Genomic DNA, 24143 nt, shown 5'->3' on the forward strand with positions numbered 1-24143 from the left:
CATGGCCGCAGCCGGAGCGGACATACTCAAGGTCGCGGAGCTCTCCTCCTCTGACCATCAAACCGCGAGGATCGCCATGAGAATTAACTCCGTTCGCGCAGCCGTAACCACCCTGATCCTGACGGCCGGCTGGTTGGCGGTGGGCCTCCCGGCGCCGGCCCAGGCCGCGGGCACTACGTACTTCGTCAGTGCCCGAGGCCGCACCCATCACCTTGACCGGCTACGGGACCGGCAATGCCCCGATGATTACCGGCGGCAAGTCTGGAAACTGCATCAGGATCAACGGCAACTTCACCACCGTTGACGGACTTCGGGGCGTCTCCTGCGGCTACGCGGGCATCAGCGTCACCGGCGACCGCAATACGGTCCGGAATTCCAGTGCCTCCAACAACGCTGTTGGCATCAAGGCGGGGACCGGGTCTGACTTCGGGAAATACACCGGCAACGTCCTGACCAACAACAACGTCATGAACGTCCTGACGCAGGGCACGAACTGCGGGACACCCCAGGCCGTGAACTGCAATGACGACTCGGGCGCTTCCGGCGTGCTGATCAACGGCAACGACAACGAACTTTCCGGCAACACGGTCAGCGGCTCCACTGCGTTTTCCTACGATTACACCCGCGACGGCGGTTCTTTCGAAATCTACAACGGCAGCCGGAACTACATCCATCACAATGTGTCCTTGGACAACAACAACTTCTCCGAGATCGGAAGGTCCTCCGGGACGGCCGACGGCAACACCTACCGCTACAACCTGGTCCGGTCGACCTGTGGTGCCAACTGTGCCCAGGCCAAGGGCTTGATCGCCCGCGGTGCAGGGACGTCCTTCGGGCCGACGAACGGCACAGTCTTCGAATTCAACACCGTGTATCTGAACGGGCCGCAGTCCCAGGCCGTTGTCTGCCATGCGGGCTGCCCTGCATCGACCGTGATCCGCGGCAACATCCTGGCGGGCGTCAGGAACTCCTTGTGGATCAACGGCTCCGGTTGGACCGAGAACCAGAACGTCCTCAATGGCCCGGTCAACTTCGTACCGAACAGCACGTCCACCACTGCGTCTGCGCGCTTCGTGAACGCACCGGCCGATCTCCGCCTGACCGGCACCAGCCCGGCCATCGACCGCGCCGGAACGAGCCTGTCCGCCGTCGACCTCGCCGGAAGTCCGGTGCCCCAGGACGGGGACTGCAACGGGACGGCCGCTGCCGATTCGGGGGCCTACGAGTTCGACTCGCCCAGCTGCTGACCTACGTTGCGCCCGCATCCGCTCAGCTTGTGCCGGCGTGGCTCCAGCGCTGCTCGATCCGGCCAAATTTCCAGACGGCGAGCGCGATCAGCCAGATGATGACGAAGAGTCCGACGACGATGTACCCGACGTTTTCGAGGTCCAGCGAACCGATGGCGGCCGCCGGCCCCGATTCGAGTCCCAGTTTGTCTGCCACGAGCCCAAGCAGCACGGTGAGACCGACCACCAGCGCCACAATCACCGAGAGCACCGTGACTGTGAGGTTGTAGAAGACCTTGCGGACCGGCTTCAGGAACGCCCACCCATAAGCCCGGGACATGAACACGCCGTCGGCGGTGTCGAAAATGCTCATTCCGGCGGCAAACAGCACCGGGAGGACCAGGATGGCGTACCAGGGCAGGGAGAAGGCCGCGGAACCGGCGGCGAGCACGAGCAGGGCTACCTGGGAGGCGGTGTCGAATCCCAAGCCCATCAGCAGGCCGACGGGATAGATGTGCCATGGCTTGGTGATCCGCCGGATGGTTCCGCCGAGGAGCCTTGCCAGGAAGCCCCGGTTGTTGAGCTGGTGCTCAAGCTCAGCCTCGTCCAGTTCCCCGGTCCGCATCCCGCGGAACACCCGGGCGATGCCGACCACCGAGACGAGGTTCATCAGACCGATCAGGATCAGGAACGTTCCAGCCACGACGCTTCCCACCAGTCCCAGCGTCTGCACCAGCGCCGAGTCCCCGTCCTGCACGGTGCCGGCCATGGCCCTCGCGCCGAGGGCCAGGAGCAGCGCCGCGCCGAACACCACGGTGGAATGGCCCAGCGAGAACCAGAAGCCCACCCCCAGCGCGGCCTTTCCCTCGCCGACCAGCTTGCGGGTGGTGTTGTCGATGACGGCGATGTGGTCGGCGTCGAACGCGTGCCGCACCCCCAGCAGAAAGGCGGTAACGCCCAGCCCCACCCCGTACACGCCGGAGCGGCCCAGCGCGAAGTTCTGCGGAGCCACGGCCAGGGTCAGCACACTCCAGCCGACCACGTTGAGCAGGAGGACGAAGCCGGTGATGCCGGCGAGATGGAACTTGTCCCGGCGTTCCCAGCGACTGGACGTCGCCCGAACCGGCTGCGCTACAGGCAACAAGTTGCTCATAATCCGTAAGGGTAGGCGCGGGGGTCGCCGCTGCCAAGACCTCGCGGACTGCGGAACTGCGCGTGGCCGTGTTGCCCCGTCATCGTCTCCGCGTGCGCCGTTGACACGGCGACGCCCGGCCCTATCCGCCGGTGCGGCCTCCATGCAAGCATGGGGATCACCGATCATGCAAGCACTCCGATCATGCACAGGGAGGGGACTCGATGAAATCCAATGAACTGCTGCTGGATGCCTTCGGCCGGATCCGTGAGACGGTGGCCGCGGCCCTGGCCGGGGTTGATGATGCCACCCTGCTCCGACGGACCGGAGGCAACGGGAATTCAATGGCCTGGCTCATCTGGCACCTCAGCAGGGTCGAGGACGCGCAAGTCGCCTCCGCCGCGGGCCTGGACCAGGTGTGGACCTCGGAGGGGTTTGCCGCCCGCTTCGGCCTGCCGCTCTCCAAGCGGGACACCGGCTACGGCCATACGAGCGGCCAGGTGGACGCGGTGCAGGCACCGCCGGAACTGTTGCTCGAATACTACGAAGCCGTCCACCGGCAGACCGTGAATTTCCTGGAGCACCTCGGCGACGACGACTTCGACCGCATCGTCGATACCCGCTGGGACCCGCCCGTCACYCTYGGKGTGCGGCTGGTCAGCACGATTGCCGACTGCCTCCAGCACGTGGGGCAGGCGGCCTACGCAAAGGGCCTGGACTCCGCGCGCGGGCACGGCTAGGCGGTCCGTGCCATGCAGGCGACCGAAATTCGCGGACTCTTCCCGGGGCTACAGGAAACCATCTATCTCAACACCGCCTCGATGAACGTCGGCTGTGCACCCGCCCGCGAGGCGTACGAGCTGGCCGTCAAGCGATGGTCCGCCGGCAGGTTCGACTGGATGGATGCCGAGCGGGCAGGGGAGGAGGCCCGCACCATGTTCGCGGAGATCGTCGGGGCGACGGCGGGGGAGATCGCGATCGTCCCGGCCGTGAGCTCCGCCGCCGGGATAGTGGCCGCCAACCTGCCGCCGGCGAAGCGCGGCGAGAACGTCGTGGTTGCCGGGAACGAATTCGCCTCGAACTACTACCCCTGGCTCCTGCTCCGGAACCGCGGTTACGAGGTCCGCGCCGTGGCACCGGGCGGGGACGGCGTGACGGCCGAGGAATTTGGCCAGGCGGCCGACGGCGGCACCCGCCTGATCGCCGTGAGTGCCGTCCATTCGGCCAACGGCTACCGGGCGGACCTGGCCGCGCTCAGCCGGGTCGCGGCCCGCTCCGGCGCCTGGTTCTTCGTCGACGCCTGCCAGGCCGCGGGCGCGGTGCCCCTGGATGTGGTGCGCGACGGCGTGGATTTCCTGGCCGCCGCGAGCCACAAGTTCCTGCTCGGGTCCCGGGGCATGGGCTACCTCTATGTCCGCAGCGGACTGCTTGACCGGATCCAGCCCGTCGGTCCCGGCTGGAAGGCCGCGCGCAACCCGGCCGAGAGCTTCTACGGACCGGCCATGGACGTCTCACCCACGGCCTCGAAGCTCGACACCTCCTTGGCCTGGTTTCCCGCCCTGGCCGAGCAGGCGGCGCTCGGCATCTTCCGCAGGTTTGGCATCGGGGCCTTGCTCGATCGCAACGCCCGGCTCGCCCTTCACCTTCAGCAGGCCCTGGCGGCGCAGGGCTCCGCGTTCCGGCCGTTCGCCGAGCAGCACCGCTCCACGATCTTCTCCGTGCCGGTGACAGACACTGAGGCGGTCCTGGCGCGGTTCCGCCAGGCCAACGTGGTGGCATCGGTCCGGGAGGGCAGAATCCGGCTGGCGGTACATTTCTACAATCTGGATGAAGAACTCGATCGCGTGGCCGGGCTGATCGGGCGAGGGTGAGCGTCGGCCGTGCCTCCTCACGGAAAACTGGGGCCGCCCCAGCACCGTTACTATTCGCGCCCGTGGTCCTTGTCGTCGCTGGCGTAGGCGAGGCCGATCTGGCGCCGAACTTCGTCCATGGCCTCCATGACCTGAACGCTCTGCCGGGGCGGCAGGATGTCGTTGGCAATGGAGCCGGCCGCAATGAGCCGCTCCATTTCCCGCGCCTGGTATTGCATGCCGCGGCCGGTGACGGGTTCATCGAATCGCTCGACGATGTTTCCGTCGGCGTCGTACCTGGTGAAGGCCGACGGCGTGTACCAGACTGACGGGATCTCGATCCGGCCTTCGGTTCCGATGATCGACGCCTGGTTTGGTCCTGCCGTGTCCAGCGCGCAGTGCAGCACGGCCTGCTGCCCGCCACCGTATTCGAAGATCATCGCGGTCTGCCGGTCAACTCCGGTTTCAGTCATGCTGGCCGCTGCCCGGATCCCGGTCGGCGCCCCGAAGACGTCGAAGGCGAAGGAGACGGGGTAGATGCCCAGGTCCAGGAGCGCTCCGCCGCCCAGCGCCGGGTCGTTGAGGCGGTGCGCCGGATCCTTGGGCAGATTCTGGTTGTGGTCAGCGATCACTGTGCGGACCTCGCCCAGGGCGCCGGACCGAATCAGCTCACGGATGCGGACCATGTGCGGAAGGTAGCGTGTCCACATGGCCTCAAGGGCGATCAGCCCCTTCCTCTCGGCGAGCTCCACAATCTCCCGGGCCTGCCAGGCGTTCATGGCGAAGGGCTTTTCGATCAGCACGTGTTTACCGGCGTCCAGGGCCAACAGCGCATTCTCGTGGTGGAACGGGTGCGGCGTAGAAACGTAGACAACGTCGACGTCCGGGTCGGCCACGAGATCCGCGTAGCTTCCATAGGACGTGGGGATCTGAAACCGGGCCGCGAAATCGGTCGCGGATGCCCTGGTCCTGGAGCCGACAGCCTGGACCACTGAGCCGTTGTCGATCAGGTCCGGCGTTTGCAGCCCGGCGATGAACCCGGTGCCGAGAATTCCCCATCTGGCCCGCGGCGTGGAGGGACCTGCGGTGCCGGGTGTGGCGTGCTCTGACATGCGTTTGGGTTCCCTTCGAACATGCGGTCACGAAAGCATCGGGCGGCTCGTGGAGCGTCCACGGCTTCGCGGGACGTGTTCGTATCCTAATCCCGATGCCGGAACTCATGGTGTGTGCGGACCCCGAAGCACACGCAGGGCCGCGGCGGCGTCACCTTCAATGACGGCGTTCTCTGCCAGGTTGGATCGACCCCAAAGACCCAGATACATCACCGGCAGCGGGGCGGAAATCAAGGCCACGGCGGCGCCAGGTCCCAGTGTCCAGCTGGCGGCCCCTGGCACCTGGAAGGTCACAGCTTTGTCCGGGGGCGGCATCCGGTCCAGTCGCAGCTGCCGCGGCGCGAACATCGCCAGGACCTCGTCGACACCGTCGAGCATGAAGTTGTCGGCCAGCGCGGGGATCTCCAGGCCAAGCGCCTGGCAGGCGTCGACCAGGTGGATGGCATGTTCGTGGGCCTGCCGCCGAAGCCAGAACCGGGCGGTGCGCGGAGGCGGGCCAAAGGTCCAGCATTCGCTCTCCGGATCAAGGCCCGTCATCGTCTCGAGGAAGGGTGCGGTGCCCGCGAGAAACCAGGCCGCGGCGCCCTCGGCCGGCGGTGCAGGTTCCTGGACAAAGGTGCCCGTCCGGACCACCCCGGCTGCCCACCTCTCGATTGAGCCGAGATGCCCGAAGAGCTGCTCGAGCGTCCAGGTGGGGCACGCCGGAACGGCGCCGGCAAGAGTGTCCCGCGGCTGCCGGGCGAGCGTGCCGAGGTGGTCCAGGGAGTTGGCCAGTTCGGCCAGGAATTGATCGGGCGACATGGGAGGAGCCTAACGCGCCGCCGGGGCAGTCCGCGGTCCGGGCCGGAGTGCCGGGGCGATTCCGCGCGCCCGGCAAGTAGGCACTCGGGCGCGCCCGCGGACGGTGCAAGTAGCACTCGGAAGAAAACGGGAATCGCCGCCGAAAAGTCGAGTAGCCTCCACTCGCGCGCTCGATACCCCCCGCTTCTAGGCTCCAAAGTACTGGGTTAATAAAGTCAATGTAGTGGTTAGAAACGGGTCTCAGCCATGCATGATCAAGCAAAATCTCGGGTGCTGTCCGGCCATTTTCAGGGTCGGCTACGCGGTGGACCAACGGGTGGGGCACCGAATCTCCGGCGGCAGCAGGCGGCCGCGATCCACGCCACTGAGCCCCGACGACGGCCGTGGTCCCGAGGCGCCTGGGCTTCGCTGTTGTCGGCAACACTCGCCCTCGCCACGCTGACCGTCGGCGAGACCGCCGTTGCGGACGTGGGGACCATCGCCAACGATTCGCTGCGGACCGGATGGGACAAGGATGAGCCCGGGCTCTCGCCGTCGGCGGTAGCATCCTCGAACTTCGGCAAACTGTTCTCTGCAACCGTGGACGGGCAGGTCTACGCCCAGCCGCTCGTAGTAGGCAGTACGGTGATTGCCGCCACGGAAAACAATGCCGTGTACGGGCTGGACAGCGCCACGGGTGCGGCAAAGTGGACACGCAAACTCGGGCCAGCGTGGCCGGCGTCGACTGTTCACTGCGGTGACCTCACGCCCAACATTGGAATCACGTCCACTCCGGTCTACGACCCGGCGACGAAAAGCGTCTTCCTGCTAGCGAAGACGAATGACGGGGCCAGCAAGCAGTTCCCGCACTGGTACATGCACTCCCTGGATGTGGCGACCGGCGCGGAGAAACCAGGATTCCCTGTCACAATCCAAGGCACCCCGACAAATGACCCCACCCGCCCGTTCAACCCGATGACGGCGATGCAGCGCCCAGGGCTGCTGCTCTTGAACGGCGTGGTCTACGCAGGGTTCGCCAGCCACTGCGACTACACCCCCTTCGTGGGTTATGTCGTCGGCGTATCGACCGCCGGCCGGCAGACGACGATGTGGGCGACCGAATCGGGCAACGCCAACGCCGAGGGCGGGATCTGGCAATCCGGCGGTGGACTGGTGTCCGACGGTCCGGGTCAAATCCTGCTCACCACGGGGAACGGCATTTCCCCCAAGCCCGGGCCGGGATCGAAGCCCCCCACCACGCTGGCGGAGGCGGTGGTCCGGCTCCGGGTCGGCAGCGACGGCAATCTGAAACCCACCGACTTTTTCAGCCCGGCCGACAACGCGAAGCTGAACCGTAACGACGCCGATCTAGGCTCCGGCGCTCCCGTCGCGATCCCGGACGGCTATGGCACCGTGGCACACCCGCACCTGCTGGCCCAAATCGGTAAAGACGGCACCATGTACCTGCTGGACCGGGACAATTTGGGCGGCATGGCGCAGGGGCCAGGCGGAACCGACGCCGTCCTGGACAAAGCCGGTCCGTACAGCGGAGTGTGGGGAAAGCCCGGGTTTCTCGGGACCACCAACGGTGGCTACCTCTACGTCGTCGAGAGCAACGGGTACCTTCGCGCGTTCAAGATCGTGACGAGCGCTGCGGGCGGTGTCAGCCTTGCCGCCGTCGGGACCTCCGCCGGCATGTTCGGATTCAGCTCCGGTTCGCCGGTAGTGACGTCCACCGGTAAAGACGGGTCCTCCGCACTTGTCTGGGTGGTCTATGTCAGCGCTGGCACCGGGGCCGATGCGGAACTGCGCGCCTACCGGGCAATCCCGGACAATACGGGAAACCTCAAGGAAGTGTTTAGCTCCCCCTTGGGTATTGGGGCCAAGTTCTCTTCGGTGGCCACTGACAAGGGCCGTGTGTACGTGGGCACCCGGGACGGGCACGTCATGGGCTTCGGCGCCCCGACAACATCGGCGGTAGGGGCAAAGGACACCGACCTCGGTAACGCCAAGGTGGGCACCTCCGTGACCGGGAGCGTAACGAWCACCGCGTCGCGGGCGGTAACAGTCAGCTCTATCACGACGCGCGACCCGTTCAAAATCGGAACCGGGCTCACGATGCCCCGGAAGTTGGCCAAGGGCGCGAGCATGACGGTACCCGTGACCTTCTCGCCGACCGTTCCGGGCCAGGCGGACGGCACCCTGACGGTCAAAACGGCCGACGGCGAGACCGACCTCCTCGGCGTCCACGGCGTCGGCACGAAGGAGGGCCTGGGCGCGACTCCTGCCGTGGTCCAGTTCACCGACGTCCCGACAAAAACGGTCAGCCGGCAGACGGTCAACATCGTCAACACGGGCACAACCGTTGCCAAGATCACCGGAGTCGCGTTGCCGGCTAACTCCCAACTCAGGGTCGATCCGGCCACGGTTCCGGTCGTGGGCCAGACCATCCAGCCCCTCGCATCGATTGCGGTGTCCATGAGCTTCAGCCCCACATCGGCGGCTCCGGTGACCGATACGGTCGCGGTCTCCAGCGACCGCGGGAAAGTGACCGTCAAGGTGGCCGCGACCGCCGTCTCCGGCGCGGCGCACCTGGAGATGCCGCGCTCACTGGATTTCGGTGACGTCCCCGCCGGGACGTCGGTTACCAGGGCCTTCGAGATAAAGAACACCGGCAACGTCCCGATGACTATCACGAAGGCGAAAGCGCCGCAGGGGGTCTTCTCCACTAAGGATCCGATCTCCGAGGGCTTGAAAATTCCCGCCGGTGAAACCGCCTACCAGACCGTGACCTTCGCGCCGACGGCCGTCGTGCAGGCCGGGACAACAGAAACCTATTATTTGATCACCGCGGATGACGGCCAGGGTGCAAAGAAGGTCATGCTCACCGGGAACGGTACCGATGACCCCATCGCTGCCTASGGGTGGAAGATAGACGCAGGCCGCCCCGGGTCGAGCCTCGGCCGGTCGCTGACCGCGGAGTACGCCGTGGGCGAAGGCAAGTGCCAGGACTACACCAGAGGAGTGATCTGCTGGTCACCCAAGACCGGGGCCCATGCAGTCCTCAATGAGATCTACAAGCGTTACAGGGCCGAGGGCGGCGCCGGAGGTGCCTTCGGCTTCCCGACCACAGACGAGAAAGTGTCGCCGGACACGGTGGGACGGTACAGCGACTTCTCTGGTGCGGGCGGGACTTCGATCTACTATTCGCTGACCACCGGGGCGCACTCGGTGACCGGCGCGATCCGGTCCAAATGGAGGGCCCTGGGCGCGGAGACAGGACCCCTGGGGTATCCGATCACCGACGAGACGCGCAGTCCGGACGGGGTGGGACGATACAACCACTTCTCCGGTGCCGGCGGGGCATCAATTTACTGGTCTCCGACAACCAGGGCGCACTCGGTGACGGGTGCGGTCCGCGCCAAGTGGGCGTCCCTGGGCTGGGAGACCGGGCTTGGCTATCCGACTTCCGACACTACGGCGTCGGCGGACGGGGTRGGCCACTACAGCCACTTCTCAGGTGCAAGTGGAAACTCGATCTTCTGGTCGCCGACGACGGGGGCGCACTTTGTCTTAGGTGCCATCCGGTCCAAATGGGCGGCACTTGGCTGGGAAACCGGCCCGCTGCGTTACCCGATCACGGACGAGAAGGGCACCCCGGATAAAGTGGGGCGCTACAACCACTTCTCCGGTTCGGCATCGATCTACTGGACGCCGGCTACCCTGGCGCACCCGGTGACCGGTGCGATCCGGTCTAAGTGGGCGTCGCTTGGCTGGGAGACGAGCCGGCTGGGATATCCCACGAGCGACTCGTACACGGTATCCGTCGGCCGGGCAACGGATTTCCAACATGGGCGGCTGACGTGGAACGCAACAATGAAGAAGGTTACCGGCTAGCGGTGCCCGCGTCAGTTCAGGAATTCCCGGACCGATTGGCGCCTGGACCTCACCGGTCTGGGCCCRATCGGTCCGGACCTGTGCGGCCAGACCTAATCGGTCTGGAACCGGGCGACGGCGGAGGCGTAGATTTACGATGCGGGCTGGCCGGATCCCGGCCCTAGTGGGGGCCCGTTAACGGGCCTGTGCATGAAACAGAGCACGAGCTCCGCCACACCGAGGAGTGATCACATGAGCCAATTTATCCAACGCCTGCTTGCTGCGTTCAATGACCACGACCTTGAGGCAGCGGCCGCGTTGTTCCATGAGTCGTACAAAAGCGTGCAGCCGGTCCACCCGGGCAGGGCATTTGTGGGACGGGCGCAGATGCACGCGAACTGGGCAGCGATGTTCGCTGGCGTTCCCGATTTTCACGCAGAAGTGCTCCGCTCCGTGGAAGACGGTAATACCACGTGGAGCGAATGGACCTGGGCCGGCACCCGGACTGATGGGCGGCCCTTCGGCATGCGCGGGGTGACGATCTTCGAGATCGAGGACGGCCTCATTACGAGCGGAAGACTCTACATGCAAGAGATTGAACGAGGGGACGAGGGCATCGCAGAGGCAGTCCAGACGCTGTCGGGGCGCCGGCCTGCCCGGCCCTCGGAACCCGAGGACTGAAATGGCTGGCCTCAGGCGGCTGGGAGAAGGCTGCGCGCGCGTTTGACCGTTGTGGCCTGGTGCCGGGGCTGCGTCGAGGCGTCGTCGTCGTTGTTGGGAAGTGGCGCCGTCGGGCCGGCCTGTCCAGGACCCTTGCCGGACATCTGACTTCGGAGGAGGATGATCGGCACACTGAGGAGGCCCGCCATGACCCAGCTTGGCAAGTTTGAGAAGTACCTGATTGAGGAATTCTTCGACGACTACCGCTCCGGCGCCATGAGCCAGCACACGTTCACGCGCCGGGTGGCGTTCATCACCGGCAGCATGGCGGCGGCCTCGGCAGCGATGCTCCTGGTGGGCTGCACGCCCGAGGAGGTTCCCCGCAGTACCGATCCCATGCCGACGCGGACGTCGTCCGCGCCGGGGTCCGGCACAGCGTCCGCGGGCGCGGTGCCGGGGGCCAAAAGCCCGTTATCGGTCCCGGAGGGCGCGGCCGGGCTGACGACGGCGACCGTGCAATTCGCATCGGGCGGCACCGACATCAGTGGCTATCTCGCACGGCCCGACCACGGGGGCGCCGGACCGGCCGTGCTGGTCTGCCACGAGAACCGCGGGCTGACACCGCATATCCAGGATGTGGCGCGCCGCTTCGCCAAAGCCGGATACGCGGCTCTGGCCCTGGACCTGCTGAGCAGGGAAGGCGGTACCGCGGGCATGGACCCGGATGCTGTCCCGGGAGCACTGACCCAGGCCGGGGCGCAGCGTCACGTTTCCGACTTCACGGCCGGCTTTGACTACCTGAACGCCCAGGACTTCGTTGATCACGGGCGGATCGCCATGAACGGCTTCTGCTTCGGTGGCGGCATCACGTGGCAGTCGGCGACGGCGATCGCGGGCTTGTTGGCGACCTCGGCGTTCTACGGACCCGCGCCTGACCTGGACAAGGTCCCGGCCATCAAGGCGGCCGTCTTCGGCGTCTACGCCGAACTGGACCAGCGGATCACCGGCGCCACGCCGGCGCTCCGGGATGCTCTGGCCAAAACCGGTGTCCGGAACGAGCTCAAGATCTATCCCGGCGTGGACCACGCCTTCCACAATGACACCGGGCCGCGCTACTACCAGGAGCAGGCCACGGCCGCATGGAACGACACGCTCGCCTGGTTTGGCAAGTATGTGTGAAGGCAAGTTTGTCTGAAGCATGGCCCGGACATGTCCCGACCGGATGGAGACGCGATGTTCGCAAACCGCAGGACCGCGGCGTTGAGCGCTGCAGGCGCCTTGGCCCTTGCCGGGTGTGGTGCCGCACCAGTGTCCAGGGAACGGGCGCCGGCGATAGACCGTGYGGCCGCCGTGACCGCAGGGACGCAAGCCGCCGTCTCCGACGGGACGCAGGCCGCCGTCGTCCGCGGCTGGGGCCCAGTGGTGGCGGGGGACGAATTCAGTTACGCCGGGCCGCCTGATCCCGCGAAATGGAAGGTCTTCAAGGGGCCGGGGCACGCGGGCAAGGGGATCCGGAGTCCGGATGCGCTGGTTGTAGGCGGCGGGGTCTTGACTGTCAGCGGCGACGCCGCGGGCACCACCGGCGGCATGTCCGCCAGGTTTGCCCAACAGCGGTACGGCCGCTGGGAGGCCAGGATGAAAATTGGCCAGCGGGATCTGCAATATCACCCCGTCCTGATCCTGTGGCCGAACAACAACATCTCGTCCACGTGCGCCGAGATCGACTACGCCGAAGGGAGCGCTGACACCGCCCAAATCAAGTTCTTCCTGCACTACGCCTGCGGTGGCCCGAACTTCCAGACCACCGCGGCCAAGACGATCGACACCACACAGTGGCACAACTATGCGCTCGAGTGGACCACCGCCGGGATCGAGGGATACGTCGACGGGTCCTTGTGGTTTGTGGACACGAACCCGGCGCATCAGCCCACGGTAGGCATGCACCAGACGGTGCAACTGGACTGGTTTCCCAACGGGACGCCCACCAAACCCAGCCAGATGCAGGTCGACTGGATCCGCGTTTACAAGTAAGCGTCGCGCTTACTCGCCCGAGGCAAATTCCGGCCGGAACGGGCCGGCAGCCTCCGACGTCCCTTCTCGGTGCCCGCCCAAAGCCTTCAACGCCGCAAGGTGCTCCAGCAGGGCCCGTTCCGGATGTCCGGGATGCGCAGCCAGCTGCTGGCGCAGCAGCTCCCGTGCGCGGGCTTGTTCCGGGGCACTGTCGTCGAGGACGGCGTCAATGATTCTGGCGGCCTGATGTCGGATTCCGGCGGCAGATGCGGCATGTTCCGCACCGGATACCAAGTTCTCGGGATCCTGTTCTTCGAGGCGTCCTGGAGTGGACGACGGCTCCACCGACATGGCTGTTCCTTTGGTCATCGTTCCGGCTGAGTCCGGAACCGGCCTGCCGCCTTCCCCCAATCCCGGGTACTGTACCCGGGTCCTAAGACGGGCCACCGTGACAAACCTACAACGACGCCGGGCCGCCAACCCCACACGGGAGCGAAGTTTTCGCCACGTTTCATGCACAAGGCACGGTGACGCTGCCCGCGGAATGCTAACGGCCGCCGGCGCCACGGGGCGTATCCGCTGCAGCGCTTGTGTTGGTCATCTGCCCGAAAAGACGCGGAAATACTCGCCGGGTAGCCTCGCACCAACGAATCCGTTCGAAAGGTAGTACGCCATGCGTGTTGGACTGATCCGGGTGATGACGACGTCGGACCGACGCCTGCTCCACGCCCACGGGAAACTCCTCCAGGAAGCATTCGGATTTACCGTCACATCCCGCTGTATTCCGGACCAGCCGTCCGGCGTCTACGACCAGGCGTCGCTCGAATCTGCGGCCCCCAAGGTCGTCCGCCTGGCGAGGGACATGGCGGGGGACGCTGACGCCCTGATTATCAGCTGCGCCTCCGACCCCGGGCTGGCCGCCACCCGGGCAGCCGTGGATATCCCGGTCATCGGAGCGGGCTCCGCAGCGGCGGCCGCGGCTCTGACCTTCGGCGGCCGGATTGGAGTTTTGGGTCTCGGCGCACACGTACCGGGCCCGATCTCGGATGCACTGGGCGAACGCATGCTGCTCATTGACGGGCAGGGAAGGATCGAAACACCCGACGCCTTCCTCATGCCTGCCGGGATTTTCGACGCCCTCGCCGCGGCCCACATGCTGGTTGACGCCGGCGCCGACATGATCGTCCAGGCCAGCACGGGCCTGAGCAGCATCGGCATGGCGGACGTGCTCCGCCGCCGGCTCGGGGTTCCGGTGATCGACGCCGTGACGGCAGCCGGTTCGATGCTGGTCTCAGCGGTAGCCGCCCGGGAACTTCAAGGGGTTTGAGTCCTGCCGCCTGTAGCGGCGCGTCCTCGGCCAACACCAAGGCAGCCCCGCGCCGCAGTACGGCGCGGGGCTGCCTGGCGATTTGCCGGTCCTACTTGTAGACGCGGACCCAGTCGACCTGCATCTGTGAAGGCTTGGTGGCCGACCCGTCGGGGAACCAGTCCAGCTGCAGTGTCTGGTGCATGCCCACGGAGGGCAGGTGCGCGGGGTTCGTGTCGGAGAAGGTCTTGACGCCGTCGATGTAACCGGTGATGCCGGCCGGGGTCCACTCCACTGCRTAGTTGTGCCACTGGGTGGTGTCGATCGTCCTGGCCGCCGTGGTCTGGAAGTTCGAGCCGCCGCAGGCATAGTGCAGGAAGAACTTGATCTGTGCGGTGTTGGTGCTGCCCTCGGCGTAGTCGATCTCGGCACAGTTGGGGGAGGTGTTGTTGTTGGGCCACAGGATCAGCACGGGGTGGTACTCCGGGTCCCGGGCGCTGGTCCGCATGCGCGTCTCCCACTTGCCGTATTTCTGCTGGGCAAATTTAGCCGACATGCCGCCCGTGGTGCCGGCCGAGTYGCCGCTGACTGTGACCACGCCATTGGCAACCGACCAGGCCTGCGGGCTCCTGACACCCTTGCCGGCATGTCCGGATCCCTTGAAGACGCTCCACTTGGTGGAGTCGGGGGCGCCGGCCTTGGAGAACTCGTCACCCGCGACAACCGAACCCCAGCCCCGTGCCGTGGCGGCCTGGGAACCGTCGCCGGTCGCGGCGACGGCAGCCTGGGCAGCGACGGGCGCCGTTACCGCCGTCGGCGCCGGAGCGGCTGCCGCTTGGGCGCCAGCCGCAGGCGCGACCGGCGCGGCGGCCCGTGCAGGTGCCGCATCGGTTCCGGGAGCCGCAGGTGCACCGGTGGTGCCGGTGGCAGGCTTGGGGGCCGCCGGGACCGCCGGGTTCGGCGCTGCGGCCACCGAGGCTGTGGCCTTCGCGGCAGGATGCGCGGCCTGGGTTGCCGCCGGGGACGTGGAGCCCGCAGCAGAATGCGCGGCCCCGGTGGCCGGTGAAACGGCTGCGGCGCCCGTCGTGGGACCGGCGCTGCAGCCGGTCAGGGACAGTGCGCCCAGGCTCAGCGCAATCGCTACTTTGTTGAGCTGTGGTGCCGTGGAGCGTGCCTTCGGCCGTGCATCTTTGAACGTTGATTTATTGAACAGCGGTGTTTTCTTGAACAACGGACCCCTCCGGGCTTTCGTGGCTGGCACGCACAACCGACGCTGCCTGGGCGGCGGATAATGCGGGAAGTTTCATCCGGCCCCTGCCGCAAGGCATGGGCGAGCAGACGCCGAACGGCGCAACGGGGCCCTGCAAAGGGGCGGTCCGGGGCCCTGCATTCGGGCCGGGCCTCACGGCCAGCCGCCAACGTTACCGGACCGTTACCTCAGCCCGCAAACCTCCCGGATCCGGGACGTTCCGCATGCCGCCTCCGCCCGGGGTGCCGCGCTACACGCAGCTGGGCTGATACGCCGGGTTGCCCGGGCGGCCGGCCGGCTGACCAAGAGCGTCGGACACGAGACGCTGGGTGACGGAGTCGTTGGGCGCCTGGTCATGGTCAATCACGTCTGCTGGGCACTTGTCCTGGATGGTGATATTGGTGACCTGCCGGGCCGGGCCGGCGAGGAACTGGCTGGGGTAGGGCGTCACCACCTCGTCGTGCGTCGTGGAGATCACCGTGTAGGCCGGACCAGGAACCGTGTCGCCAATGGAGTTGAGCTCGGTGAGGAATGGTGAACCTGCCTGCTGGTCGGCGCAGGCCTGGCAATTCGACCCTCCCACTGAGGTGGCCGGCGGAACGGCGTCCGGTGTCGGCGTGATGAGCCCGCGGGTTCCGTGGTTGGACGGGGCGATGCCCACAAGGTGGTTCACCTTGTCCGCGCCTCCAAGGAAACCGAGGTAGTAGCGCGGCATCATGCCGCCCTGGCTGTGGCCCACGAGATCAACTTTCCTGGCACCGGTCGAGGCCAGTACCTTGTCGACAAACGGGGCGAGCTGACGGGCTGAGTCTGCCACCGGGCCCGTGGCGTCGACGCCGTTGGTCGCACCGTAGTTCAGCGCGAAGACGCAGTAGCCCTGGCTCTTTAGCGCCGGCGACATCGTCGCCCAGTTCTTCGCCATGTTTTCGAAGGTTCCCGGCACCAGGACCACCGGGTAGGGGTGGGCTGCCGAGGGCTTGCAGGACCAGTCATTCGCGCCGGGCGGCGAAACGTCAACGGTGTCGGCCTGGGCCGCCGGCACACCCATCAGGGATGCGCCGAGCAGCGCCAAGGTCGCAGCGGCCAGGGTTGCGAGTGCTGCGGGCGTTTTCGGGTGTGGCACGGATTACCTCTTCGGTTGGACGCGTCATCTGTGACGGTCTGTGGAAATGGAAGTGAGGTAGGGGATCAGCCCCCGCTGTGATCCGACTCACGTCTCTGAATTCACGCTAGGGAAGGTGCTCCGCGGATCGCTCCAACATGCACGTTTGTGCATGCATTTTTCGACGCCGCTGGTGCCAGGTGGGGTTGCGTGGAGAGACTGCTGCACAGTTGTGCAGGTAGGGGCATGCCGCCCGCCGTCGCCCCCGGTCACCTCACTCTCCGGTCACCTCACTCTCCGGGCGGAAAATCGTAGGAGGCCTGGATCGTCGCCGGCGCGGTGCCGTAGGACAGGACGATCTCGTCGTGCGCCTTGAACGGTAGGTCCCGGATCCCGGCGTCGAACTTCCGGCCGTTCACGTAAACGGTCCAGCCATCCAGCGAACCCCCACCGGTGCCGGGGGCGCCGTTGCCATCGAGGACGCCCCACTCCGTCAGGAGCTGCCCGAGGGTGAAGACCTGGCCGGCGGTAGGGGACTCGATGTGGACCACGCCCGTGGTGTCGTGGGTGTGCAGGGCTGAGATGCCGTTGGCCCTTTGGTCAGCTCCGGTGGTGATGCCGATATTGGCCGGCACCGCGATGGGATTGCCGTCCTTCAGTACGTCCAGATGTGCGTGATAGTGGTCCACGTTGCCCTCCGCCGTCAGCACCGTGAGGCCGGCCTGGGCGATCCGGCCGGGCGCCCCCGTGATGTCTAATGCGAAATCAGGGGCCGGCGCCGCGGATGCCGCAGGTGACTCGGGCGACGGTGCGGTAGATGGCGCAGGGGCAGCGCACCCTGCCACCCCCAGCGTCATGGCGGAAAGTGCGATGGCGAGTGTCAGCTTGGTGTGCATGGTTGCGTAAACCGCTTTCGATCGGAGGCTTGCCAGTTCAGTCTAGGCAGATGGTCCGGGCCCACCGCCCAGGACAGCTTGGCACCGCGTTTCCGCCGCGAGCCGCGAGGGGAAAGAATGGACAGGTGAGTGATGCCGGCGAATTCATCGACCTCTCGCTGCAGCGCGAAGCTTCCTGGCGCCGCGCTGAGCAGCTTCAGGCGCGGCTGGAAACGGAGCCGGCGGGCAGCGGCCTCCGGTTCTACGGCACGTCCGTGGGCGCCGTGCGCGGCACGGTCCGGGATGCCGGCCGCCGCTATCCCGGGCTGTCCCGCGATGAGGTCACTGCGCTGAGTTCCGAACTGTGGGGCTCCGCCCTCGGAGGCTCCGGACGGGGGGCCGCGCCGGTTTTCGAGCGCCGGCTGGCCGCCGTGGTCCTGCTGCAGGCCAACGTGAAGCTCCTGACCAACTCCGACCTCACCCGGCTGGAGGGCTTCATCCGGCAGGCGCGGGTGCGGGACCTTGTGGATCCGCTCGCCGTCGACGTCGTCGGGCCCCTGGTGGACGGACTCGATGTTCTGGCCAGGGTGCGGGCCGACAGCGTGCTGGACCGGTGGGTGCGCGAGCCCGATGCCTGGCTGCGCCGGGCCGCGCTTCTCTCGCCGTTGCTGGCGCTGCGCGCGGGCGCGGGGGACTGGGACAGGTTCCTCCGGCACGCCAACGCGGTGCTCGGCGAGCCGGGCGGGACGTTCGACGCCGACGGCACAGCTGTCCGGGATGCCGTCTCCCGGGTCCTGGCAGAGATGGCAAAGTGGAGGCCGGAGCTGCAATTCACGTCCATTGGAGAATGACCCTCCGAAATTTCGCCGCCGGCTCGGCTTTGGCCCAGGCATTTAGACATCCGGACTGTCAGGCCTTCGGACCCCCCGGATCGCCCTGCCCAACGGCGCTGCCGGAATTTCCGGACTTGCCGCCGGCATTTGCCGGGACCGCGAAAGTCCTCGCCGCCCGTGACCCGGCGCCGGCGCCCGCGGCTATGGTGACCAGCGCTCCCACCAGCAGGGCCGCGGCCTCGCCCGGGAGCAGGACCTGAAGCTGCGTGCCGATGCTCGCCGCAGCCACCGGTACGCCAAGCTGGGCCGCCGACAACACCCCCAGCGACAGTGGGAGTCCCAGGAAAGCCAGGTCGGCGTGGGCCAGCAGGGCCCCGGCCCCCAGCAACAGGCCGAGGGCCATCATGTCCGGGTGCCCGGCCAGGTCCCTTAGCGTCAGCGATGCACCCAGCCACACGAAGAAGAGCGGACCCAGGAAGCCGTCGCTGAGCGCGAACAGTTGCCGGGCCAGCCGCCGCGGTTCGCCGACCGCAGCCATCACCAGGCCGAAAGAAAAGCCTGCCATCATCACAGACACATTGCTCCATGTCGCGACACCGGCCAGGGTGAAGAGCACGGCCAGCTGGATCCGTAGCTCCAGGGCAAACTTGCGGCTTTCCGAGAGCCGGTGCACGCGCCGGCGGATTCCCTGGCGCTCCAGCCAGCGCAAGCCGACAAAGAGCACTACCGCGCACCCGGTCACCGCGAGGACACCCAACGCCGCCTGGACTGCGTGGGGCGGATCCACCAGGAGCGGCAACGCCACAATGCAGGCTGTGTCGGCTATTGCCACCTGCGCTGTCATAGCGACGACATCTGGCCCGCCGAGGCGCAGGGAATCGACGATTGGAAGCACCAGGGCGGCCGACGAGGAGGCCAGCAGCACGACGTAGAGGGGAGCATGTCCAGTCCCGAACAGCAGTCCGATGCCGGTTCCGATCACCACCGCTGCCGCTGCGGCCACCATCGCCCGGCGGGAGCCTTTGCCGAGGGCGCCACGGATGTGCGGATCCCGCACGGGAACGTGGGTGCCTGCCACGAACATCATCAGCGCAAACCCGATATTGGCCAGCAGGGTGAACGTCGGGTCCGCGGGGTCCACCAGGGCCAGGCCTGAGCGCCCGATCGCGATGCCGGCCAGCAGCTCACCCAGCATGACAGGCAAGTGCCAGCGCGCCGGCAGGGCCAGCAGGGGTCCAGCCAAGGCGATGACGGCGATCAGCGCCAGCGACAGGAAGGTCACGGTTCGCGGCGGCCGGCCGGCGCCGGGCCTGACCGCCGTTCCACCACCGCATAGGCCTTGCCGTCCAGGAAAGCCCAGTCGTTGACAACCATGTACCCGAGCGCGTCCACCCGGTCATTGAGGATGTGCTCGTCGAAACCCCCGTCGCGCGGTTCCGCGTCCCATGTGCTCACGTGGACGTCCCCGCCGTCGAGGATCAGCAGCTCGGTGTTGACGTCGAAATCCTCTTGGGGCTGAGTGCTCAACTGGCAGATGGCGACACAATGGCTGTTCATTTTCGGGCCTCCGCTTCCGGTGGTGCTGATGGCATCATCCTATGTTCGGAAACGGCGCCGCCCTATGGGCAAATTGCGGCCCGGCATCACGGCTCCGTTACCTGAATGTGACTTTCGGGTGCGGTTCGCGCTACGGTTGATGAGTGCCTGTTGTCTCCGATACGGGCGCTCCCCAGCCGATTGCCTAACTCTGCCGCGGCCCGGGGGTAACTCGCATCAACGTCCGGCAGAGACGGGGAAACCACTTTTGATCTGCTGATATGCAGGTCTTGGGGTGAAGCCGCACAGTGCCCGCAACGACGGGCCCGGGAGTGCGGCCGGGTGCCTCCCATCCGAATCCGACAGCTCACCTCGCAGGCATTGGGAGAGGCTACATTTTTCATGACTTCAGTCAATACTTTTGCGCGCCATGCCGCCGTCCTCGCCGCCGCATCCGGCCTGGTCCTGACCAGCGGAATGGCCGCCAACGCCGCCACCGCCCCCGTGCAGCGTGACTCTGCTCCGGCGTCGAACGTCGACGTCACCGGACAGGTCAGTGCCCCCGTCAGCGCCGATTCAAGCGTCAAGATCAGCTTCGAGCGCCCCGCAGTGGATTCTGTTGCCGCGCCGGTCATCGAACAGCCCGTCGCACCGGCTCCGGCTCCCGCTGCAGCCCCGGCGGCAGCGCCCAAGGCTCCGGCCAAGCCGGTCATCCAGGTGCAGGCCGCTCCGGCAGCAGCTCCGGCAGCAGCGCCGGCCGCGGCGCCCGCGGGCGGACGCAACGCCATCATGCTCTCGGCCGCCTACAGCCAGGTGGGCATCACCCAGGACTGCACCGCCATGGTGGAAAAGGCCCTTGGCGCCGCGGGTAAGCCCGTTGGCGACATCGGTCCCCGCGCGTTCCTTGGCCTTGGAACCGTTGTGGCGACGCCGCAGCCCGGTGACATGGTGGTCCAGTCCGGCCACGTCGGCATCTACGCCGGCAACGGCCAGGTGGTCAGTGGCGGCATGAACGGCAAGAACCAGACCATGGTCCACCCGCTGTCCTGGCTCACCGCGACCGGCGGCGTGACGTTCGTCCGCGCCTAAGCCGCACGGCCCCGACCCGGGGCCAGACAGTCCGGAAAGACCGGCGCTCGAGTTCCCTTGGGGGCAACTCGACCGCCGGTCTTTCCTGTCTCCGCATTCGGGAGTCCGGGATCCCGATGGCATATCTTTCCCCGGCGGATGGACCTCAGGGATTCCCGCTGCCCATGAGCGGAAGCGTCAACTTCATGACGGTTCCCTCGTCGCCCGTCGCGGCCACCTCGACGGTGCCCCCGGCCGCGACAGCAATCTCCCGGACCAGGGCCAGGCCGATGCCAAAGCTCCGCTGTCCCTGTGAGGTGCCGGTGCCGGCCGTCCGCACGAACCGGTCAAAGATCCGGGCCTGATCGACGCCGGTGATTCCGGTCCCGGAGTCCGCCACCGTGATCACGGCGCGCTTCTGCTCGATTGAGGTCGTGATGGACACGCGGCCGCCCGGAGGCGTGTGGGCCAGCGCGTTGTCCGCCAGGGCCAGCACGGCACGCCGCAGCGCATTCTTCTCGATCCGGGCCAGCGGCCGGGCATCGGCGGAGAATTCCAGACGCACCTGGCGCTGCTCTGCCACCTGCTGGAGGCTGCCGGCGACGCTGGCGGCAGCCTCGGCGAGGTCGGCAGGGGGCGCGGAACGGTCCGGGGCCTCCGCGGTTGCCGCGAGGAGCAGTTCGTTGACAATCCCTGTCAGCGTCGCGGCGTCCTCCCGGATCCGGGCCAGGTCGTGGCTTTGCCTGGAGCCGGGCACAGTGTTGCGCTGGGCCAGCTGGATCCTGGTGTCCAGGATGGTCAATGGCGTGCGCAATTCGTGGCTGGCGTCCTGGACAAAACGCCGCTCCCTTGCCAGGGCATCACTGAGGGGACGAATCGCGCTGCGCGCACTGAGCCACCCGACGATTCCGGCCAGCAGGATTCCCGCCACCCCGGCGATGATCATGGCTTCGAGGACGTCCTTGGAATCCAGGTAGGTGTAGGCCGTCCCGGCCGCCGCCGAGCCCGGCACTTCAGGATGGGCCAGTTGGTTCGTGAGGTACAGCGCCGTGGCGGCGAGCAGCCCGAGAACCATGACCGCGCACGCAGCACTGATCCGCACCGCGACCTTGAGGGAAGCCTTGCGCAGGATGGAGTGGTCCGGATTTCCGCCGGCCGGCCGGCCGTCACTCATGGGCTTCGCCGATCTGGTATCCGAGGCCGTGCACCGTGCGGATCACTGCTTTGGAGATCTTCCGGCGCAGGTGATGAACATAGGTATCGATCACGCCGGGCTGTTCCGAGGCGTGGAAGCACGCCGCGAGGAGCTCATCCCGGGTGAAGACGCGGTCCGGTTCCGCGGCCAGGGCAGCCAGCAGCTGGCCTTCCTTTGCGGTCAGTGACACCGTTTGCCCGTAGACGGAACGGACGGAGCGCTGCGTTGGATCCAGTTCCCAGTCCCCGATCGCCACCGGTGCCGGGGCCGGGGGAGTGAAAGTCCGCGTCAGTGCGCGCAGGCGTGCTGCCAGTTCGCCGGCGTCGAACGGCTTGGTCACGTAATCGTTGGCTCCGGCGTCCAGGCCCCTGACTTTTTCGTCGGCATCGCCCAGCGCGGTCAGGATCAGGATGGGCGTGGCAATGCCTTTCGAGCGCAAAGCCGTAATGAGGGCGATGCCGTCCATGCCGGGCAGCCCGCGGTCCACCACCATGATGTCCCAGCTCCCGGTCAGCCCCTGGTGGAGGCCGTCGCGGCCGTTGGTGACCAACTGGACCCGGTAGTCCGGGTCCAGGAGCTCGGCGATGAGCGGTCCCAGGACGGCGTCGTCCTCGACGAGCAGCAGGGACGGAAGGTCAGCGGAGGTCATGTCAGCTATTCTTCCGCGGCCATTTCCTCAGTCCGCAGTCCGGCCCCGGGTTCTTCTGCCGTGTCGCCGGCGGCTTTGTCTGCGGCTGCGCCGCGGGAGTTCCGGCGGCGTTTGAGGAGCTGCACCACCCCCGGCACGACGGAGACGAGCACCATGGCCACGACGATGGCGTCGATGTTCCTGGCGATGATGTCAAAGTGCCCCAGCCAGGTGCCAAGCATCGTCACGGAGGCTGCCCACGCGACGGCGCCGGTGATATTCCACAGGGTGAAGGATTTGTAGTCATAGCGCGCGGTCCCGGCGGTCAGCGGAGCAAACGTCCGGACCATGGGGACGAAGCGGGCCAGCACGACGGCGGCCCCGCCGTGGCGGCGGAAGAAGTCCTCCGTGGTGGTCAGGTGCGCTGTCTTCAGGATCCGGGCGTCGTCCTTGAACCATCGCCGGCCAAATTTCCGTCCGAGCATGTAACCGACCTGGTCCCCGGCGACCGCGGCCGCGGTGACGACGCCGATCAGCACAGGCAACGTCAGTTGCAGCTGCTGGTGCAGAAGTCCTGCTGTGAACAACAGGGAGTCGCCGGGCAGGAAGGGAAAGAGCACGCCCGATTCGATGAAGACCATCACCGCGATCACACCCAGGGCGGCCGGGCCCAACCCGGCGAGCAGGCTTGCCGGGTCCAGCAGGGACAGTGTTGCGGCGGCGTGGACGGCCGGAAGGGCGGCAAAAACGTCCATGGCGGGCATTCTCATTTCTCCTCACTGCCCAGCGGCCGGCTGCCCGAACGGGCCCGAATCCGCTCCGCTATCCGCGGCGCGAGAAGGTTCCACAGTCCCGCGAGCAGGACCACGGCCGCGCTCGAGGCCAGGAACGACGCCGCGACATCAGTGGGGTAGTGAACGCCGATGTACAGCCGTGACCAGGCTACGACGAGGGCCATCACGGCCGCCGCGAGGGCCGTGACCTTGGCCCAGCGGGTTCCACGGGCCAGGAAGTACACTGCGAATCCCAGTGCCACCGCAAAGGACACGTGGCCGCTSGGRAAGCTGTTGGAACCCGTTTCCGGAGCCAGGGGRTCGAACAGCAGGGCAGGGCTGGGCCGCTGGCGGGCCACGAGGAGCTTGAAGAATTCACTTGCCACCCAGCCGGATGATGCCACGAGGCCGAAGGCAATCGCCTTGGCCAGGCCGCCGCGGAACAGCCAGATGTACAGCGCCGCGGCGCCGATCAGCGCGAGGCCCGCCACCGGGCCAAACACAACATTCAGCGCCATCGCGACGGCGGTCAGGGCGGCGGCGTGGTGCTGGCTCAGGTCCTGATCGACCCCGAGCTCGGCGGCACTGAAGCCGGGTGTCAGCTGCGCCGCCAGGCCCAATGCCACGACGGCGGCCGACAGCAGGACGCCCAGCACTAACCAGTGGCGGACCTGGGGGAGGGCCCACAGCCGGGGACCCGCGGCGGGGCGCACGGCGTCGGGACGGCTTGGTGCTCCACTTCGGCTGAGTGCTCCGGCACCGCCCAGCGGCGCATCGCTCTTAACAGGGGCAGGTCCAGTCATGGGATCCTCCGGCTCGGGACAAGGGCGCCCGGACAGGCGACGACTCCCACTCTTCCGCCAGCCCGTTAAGAAACGCTTAAGAAAGTGACGCAGCGCCGGCCGCAGCGGGGTGCCGCAGGCCCGGCTGCT

Annotated in this window: 23 protein-coding genes and 1 riboswitch; of the genes, 10 read left to right on the top strand and 13 right to left on the bottom strand. The window is 67.1% G+C overall.

Going from position 1 to position 24143, the window contains the following annotated elements; all coding sequences use genetic code 11:
• Positions 1-188 precede the first annotated feature (188 nt).
• The gene (locus tag AC1DHX_RS08840; protein WP_476899959.1) at positions 189-1247 is read left to right on the top strand and encodes a right-handed parallel beta-helix repeat-containing protein; all 1059 of its coding nucleotides are present in this window, start codon (positions 189-191) and stop codon (positions 1245-1247) included.
• Between the two features lie 22 nt (positions 1248-1269).
• Here AC1DHX_RS08840 and nicT read toward each other — a convergent pair whose 3' ends face one another.
• Positions 1270-2379, bottom strand: coding sequence for a Nickel transporter NicT (nicT, locus tag AC1DHX_RS08845; protein WP_476858364.1), 1110 nt, complete (start codon positions 2377-2379; stop codon positions 1270-1272).
• A gap of 203 nt (positions 2380-2582) precedes the next feature.
• On the opposite strand from nicT, the gene AC1DHX_RS08850 reads away from it, so the two are divergent.
• Both AC1DHX_RS08850 and AC1DHX_RS08855 read left to right on the top strand, forming a co-directional pair.
• On the top strand, positions 2583-3098 hold the full coding sequence (locus tag AC1DHX_RS08850; protein WP_476850062.1) for a mycothiol transferase: 516 nt from the start codon (positions 2583-2585) through the stop codon (positions 3096-3098).
• Positions 3099-3110: 12 nt separating this feature from the next.
• On the top strand, positions 3111-4229 hold the full coding sequence (locus AC1DHX_RS08855; protein ID WP_476858365.1) for an aminotransferase class V-fold PLP-dependent enzyme: 1119 nt from the start codon (positions 3111-3113) through the stop codon (positions 4227-4229).
• Between the two features lie 50 nt (positions 4230-4279).
• Here AC1DHX_RS08855 and AC1DHX_RS08860 read toward each other — a convergent pair whose 3' ends face one another.
• Complete coding sequence (locus AC1DHX_RS08860) at positions 4280-5320, bottom strand: Gfo/Idh/MocA family protein (RefSeq protein WP_476856860.1); 1041 nt, start codon at positions 5318-5320, stop codon at positions 4280-4282.
• Between the two features lie 105 nt (positions 5321-5425).
• A complete protein-coding gene (locus tag AC1DHX_RS08865; RefSeq protein ID WP_476858366.1) occupies positions 5426-6121 on the bottom strand; it encodes a maleylpyruvate isomerase family mycothiol-dependent enzyme in 696 nt (231 codons plus the stop codon).
• Between the two features lie 411 nt (positions 6122-6532).
• Between AC1DHX_RS08865 and AC1DHX_RS08870 the strand changes: the two genes are divergently transcribed.
• The 4 genes from AC1DHX_RS08870 to AC1DHX_RS08885 all read left to right on the top strand — a co-directional run bounded on the left by AC1DHX_RS08870 (position 6533) and on the right by AC1DHX_RS08885 (position 12667).
• Entirely contained in the window at positions 6533-9997 is a 3465-nt protein-coding gene (locus AC1DHX_RS08870; protein WP_476899960.1) for an Ig-like domain-containing protein, read from the top strand.
• A gap of 231 nt (positions 9998-10228) precedes the next feature.
• Positions 10229-10657 (top strand): nuclear transport factor 2 family protein, encoded by a 429-nt coding sequence (locus AC1DHX_RS08875; protein WP_476858368.1) that lies wholly within the window; start codon positions 10229-10231, stop codon positions 10655-10657.
• 186 nt (positions 10658-10843) lie between these two features.
• On the top strand, positions 10844-11815 hold the full coding sequence (locus AC1DHX_RS08880) for a dienelactone hydrolase family protein (RefSeq protein WP_476858369.1): 972 nt from the start codon (positions 10844-10846) through the stop codon (positions 11813-11815).
• 171 nt (positions 11816-11986) lie between these two features.
• The gene (locus AC1DHX_RS08885) at positions 11987-12667 is read left to right on the top strand and encodes a glycoside hydrolase family 16 protein (RefSeq protein ID WP_476858370.1); all 681 of its coding nucleotides are present in this window, start codon (positions 11987-11989) and stop codon (positions 12665-12667) included.
• Between the two features lie 9 nt (positions 12668-12676).
• Here the strand turns inward: AC1DHX_RS08885 and AC1DHX_RS08890 are convergent, their stop codons facing one another.
• A complete protein-coding gene (locus AC1DHX_RS08890) occupies positions 12677-13015 on the bottom strand; it encodes a hypothetical protein (RefSeq protein WP_476858371.1) in 339 nt (112 codons plus the stop codon).
• A gap of 304 nt (positions 13016-13319) precedes the next feature.
• Between AC1DHX_RS08890 and AC1DHX_RS08895 the strand changes: the two genes are divergently transcribed.
• The gene (locus tag AC1DHX_RS08895) at positions 13320-13973 is read left to right on the top strand and encodes an aspartate/glutamate racemase family protein (RefSeq protein WP_230010018.1); all 654 of its coding nucleotides are present in this window, start codon (positions 13320-13322) and stop codon (positions 13971-13973) included.
• Between the two features lie 91 nt (positions 13974-14064).
• Here AC1DHX_RS08895 and AC1DHX_RS08900 read toward each other — a convergent pair whose 3' ends face one another.
• The 3 genes from AC1DHX_RS08900 to AC1DHX_RS08910 form a co-directional block, all read right to left on the bottom strand.
• Positions 14065-15183, bottom strand: a complete 1119-nt coding sequence (locus AC1DHX_RS08900) for a glycoside hydrolase family 16 protein (RefSeq protein WP_476899961.1) — start codon at positions 15181-15183, stop codon at positions 14065-14067.
• Positions 15184-15451: 268 nt separating this feature from the next.
• Entirely contained in the window at positions 15452-16249 is a 798-nt protein-coding gene (locus AC1DHX_RS08905; RefSeq protein ID WP_476858757.1) for an esterase/lipase family protein, read from the bottom strand.
• Positions 16250-16593: 344 nt separating this feature from the next.
• The gene (locus AC1DHX_RS08910) at positions 16594-17199 is read right to left on the bottom strand and encodes a hypothetical protein (RefSeq protein WP_476858373.1); all 606 of its coding nucleotides are present in this window, start codon (positions 17197-17199) and stop codon (positions 16594-16596) included.
• A gap of 125 nt (positions 17200-17324) precedes the next feature.
• Between AC1DHX_RS08910 and AC1DHX_RS08915 the strand changes: the two genes are divergently transcribed.
• Positions 17325-18029, top strand: a complete 705-nt coding sequence (locus tag AC1DHX_RS08915; protein WP_476858374.1) for a DNA alkylation repair protein — start codon at positions 17325-17327, stop codon at positions 18027-18029.
• 58 nt (positions 18030-18087) lie between these two features.
• Here AC1DHX_RS08915 and AC1DHX_RS08920 read toward each other — a convergent pair whose 3' ends face one another.
• A complete protein-coding gene (locus tag AC1DHX_RS08920; protein ID WP_476858375.1) occupies positions 18088-19293 on the bottom strand; it encodes a cation:proton antiporter in 1206 nt (401 codons plus the stop codon).
• Positions 19290-19538 carry a hypothetical protein gene (locus AC1DHX_RS08925; protein ID WP_223916806.1) on the bottom strand — a complete coding sequence of 83 codons (249 nt, stop codon included), beginning with the start codon at positions 19536-19538 and terminating at the stop codon, positions 19290-19292. Before AC1DHX_RS08925 ends, AC1DHX_RS08920 begins: the two co-directional genes overlap by 4 nt.
• Positions 19539-19739: 201 nt before the next feature.
• A riboswitch (cyclic di-AMP (ydaO/yuaA leader) is annotated at positions 19740-19942 on the top strand.
• A gap of 7 nt (positions 19943-19949) precedes the next feature.
• Here AC1DHX_RS08925 and AC1DHX_RS08930 point away from each other — a divergent pair.
• Entirely contained in the window at positions 19950-20636 is a 687-nt protein-coding gene (locus AC1DHX_RS08930; protein ID WP_476850047.1) for a hypothetical protein, read from the top strand.
• A gap of 145 nt (positions 20637-20781) precedes the next feature.
• Here the strand turns inward: AC1DHX_RS08930 and AC1DHX_RS08935 are convergent, their stop codons facing one another.
• From AC1DHX_RS08935 to AC1DHX_RS08950, 4 genes are read right to left on the bottom strand one after another with little or no spacing between them, the layout of a single operon-like run.
• Positions 20782-21789: a sensor histidine kinase gene (locus AC1DHX_RS08935; RefSeq protein ID WP_476858376.1), complete on the bottom strand. Its 1008-nt coding sequence runs from the start codon at positions 21787-21789 to the stop codon at positions 20782-20784.
• On the bottom strand, positions 21782-22459 hold the full coding sequence (locus tag AC1DHX_RS08940; RefSeq protein ID WP_476856849.1) for a response regulator transcription factor: 678 nt from the start codon (positions 22457-22459) through the stop codon (positions 21782-21784). Before AC1DHX_RS08940 ends, AC1DHX_RS08935 begins: the two co-directional genes overlap by 8 nt.
• A 5-nt stretch (positions 22460-22464) precedes the next feature.
• Positions 22465-23202: a DedA family protein gene (locus tag AC1DHX_RS08945; protein WP_476858758.1), complete on the bottom strand. Its 738-nt coding sequence runs from the start codon at positions 23200-23202 to the stop codon at positions 22465-22467.
• A 2-nt stretch (positions 23203-23204) separates the two neighbouring features.
• Complete coding sequence (locus AC1DHX_RS08950; RefSeq protein WP_476858377.1) at positions 23205-24014, bottom strand: phosphatase PAP2 family protein; 810 nt, start codon at positions 24012-24014, stop codon at positions 23205-23207.
• Between the last annotated feature and the right edge of the window lie 129 nt (positions 24015-24143).

Source organism: Arthrobacter sp. 05N33_2 (assembly GCF_056397425.1).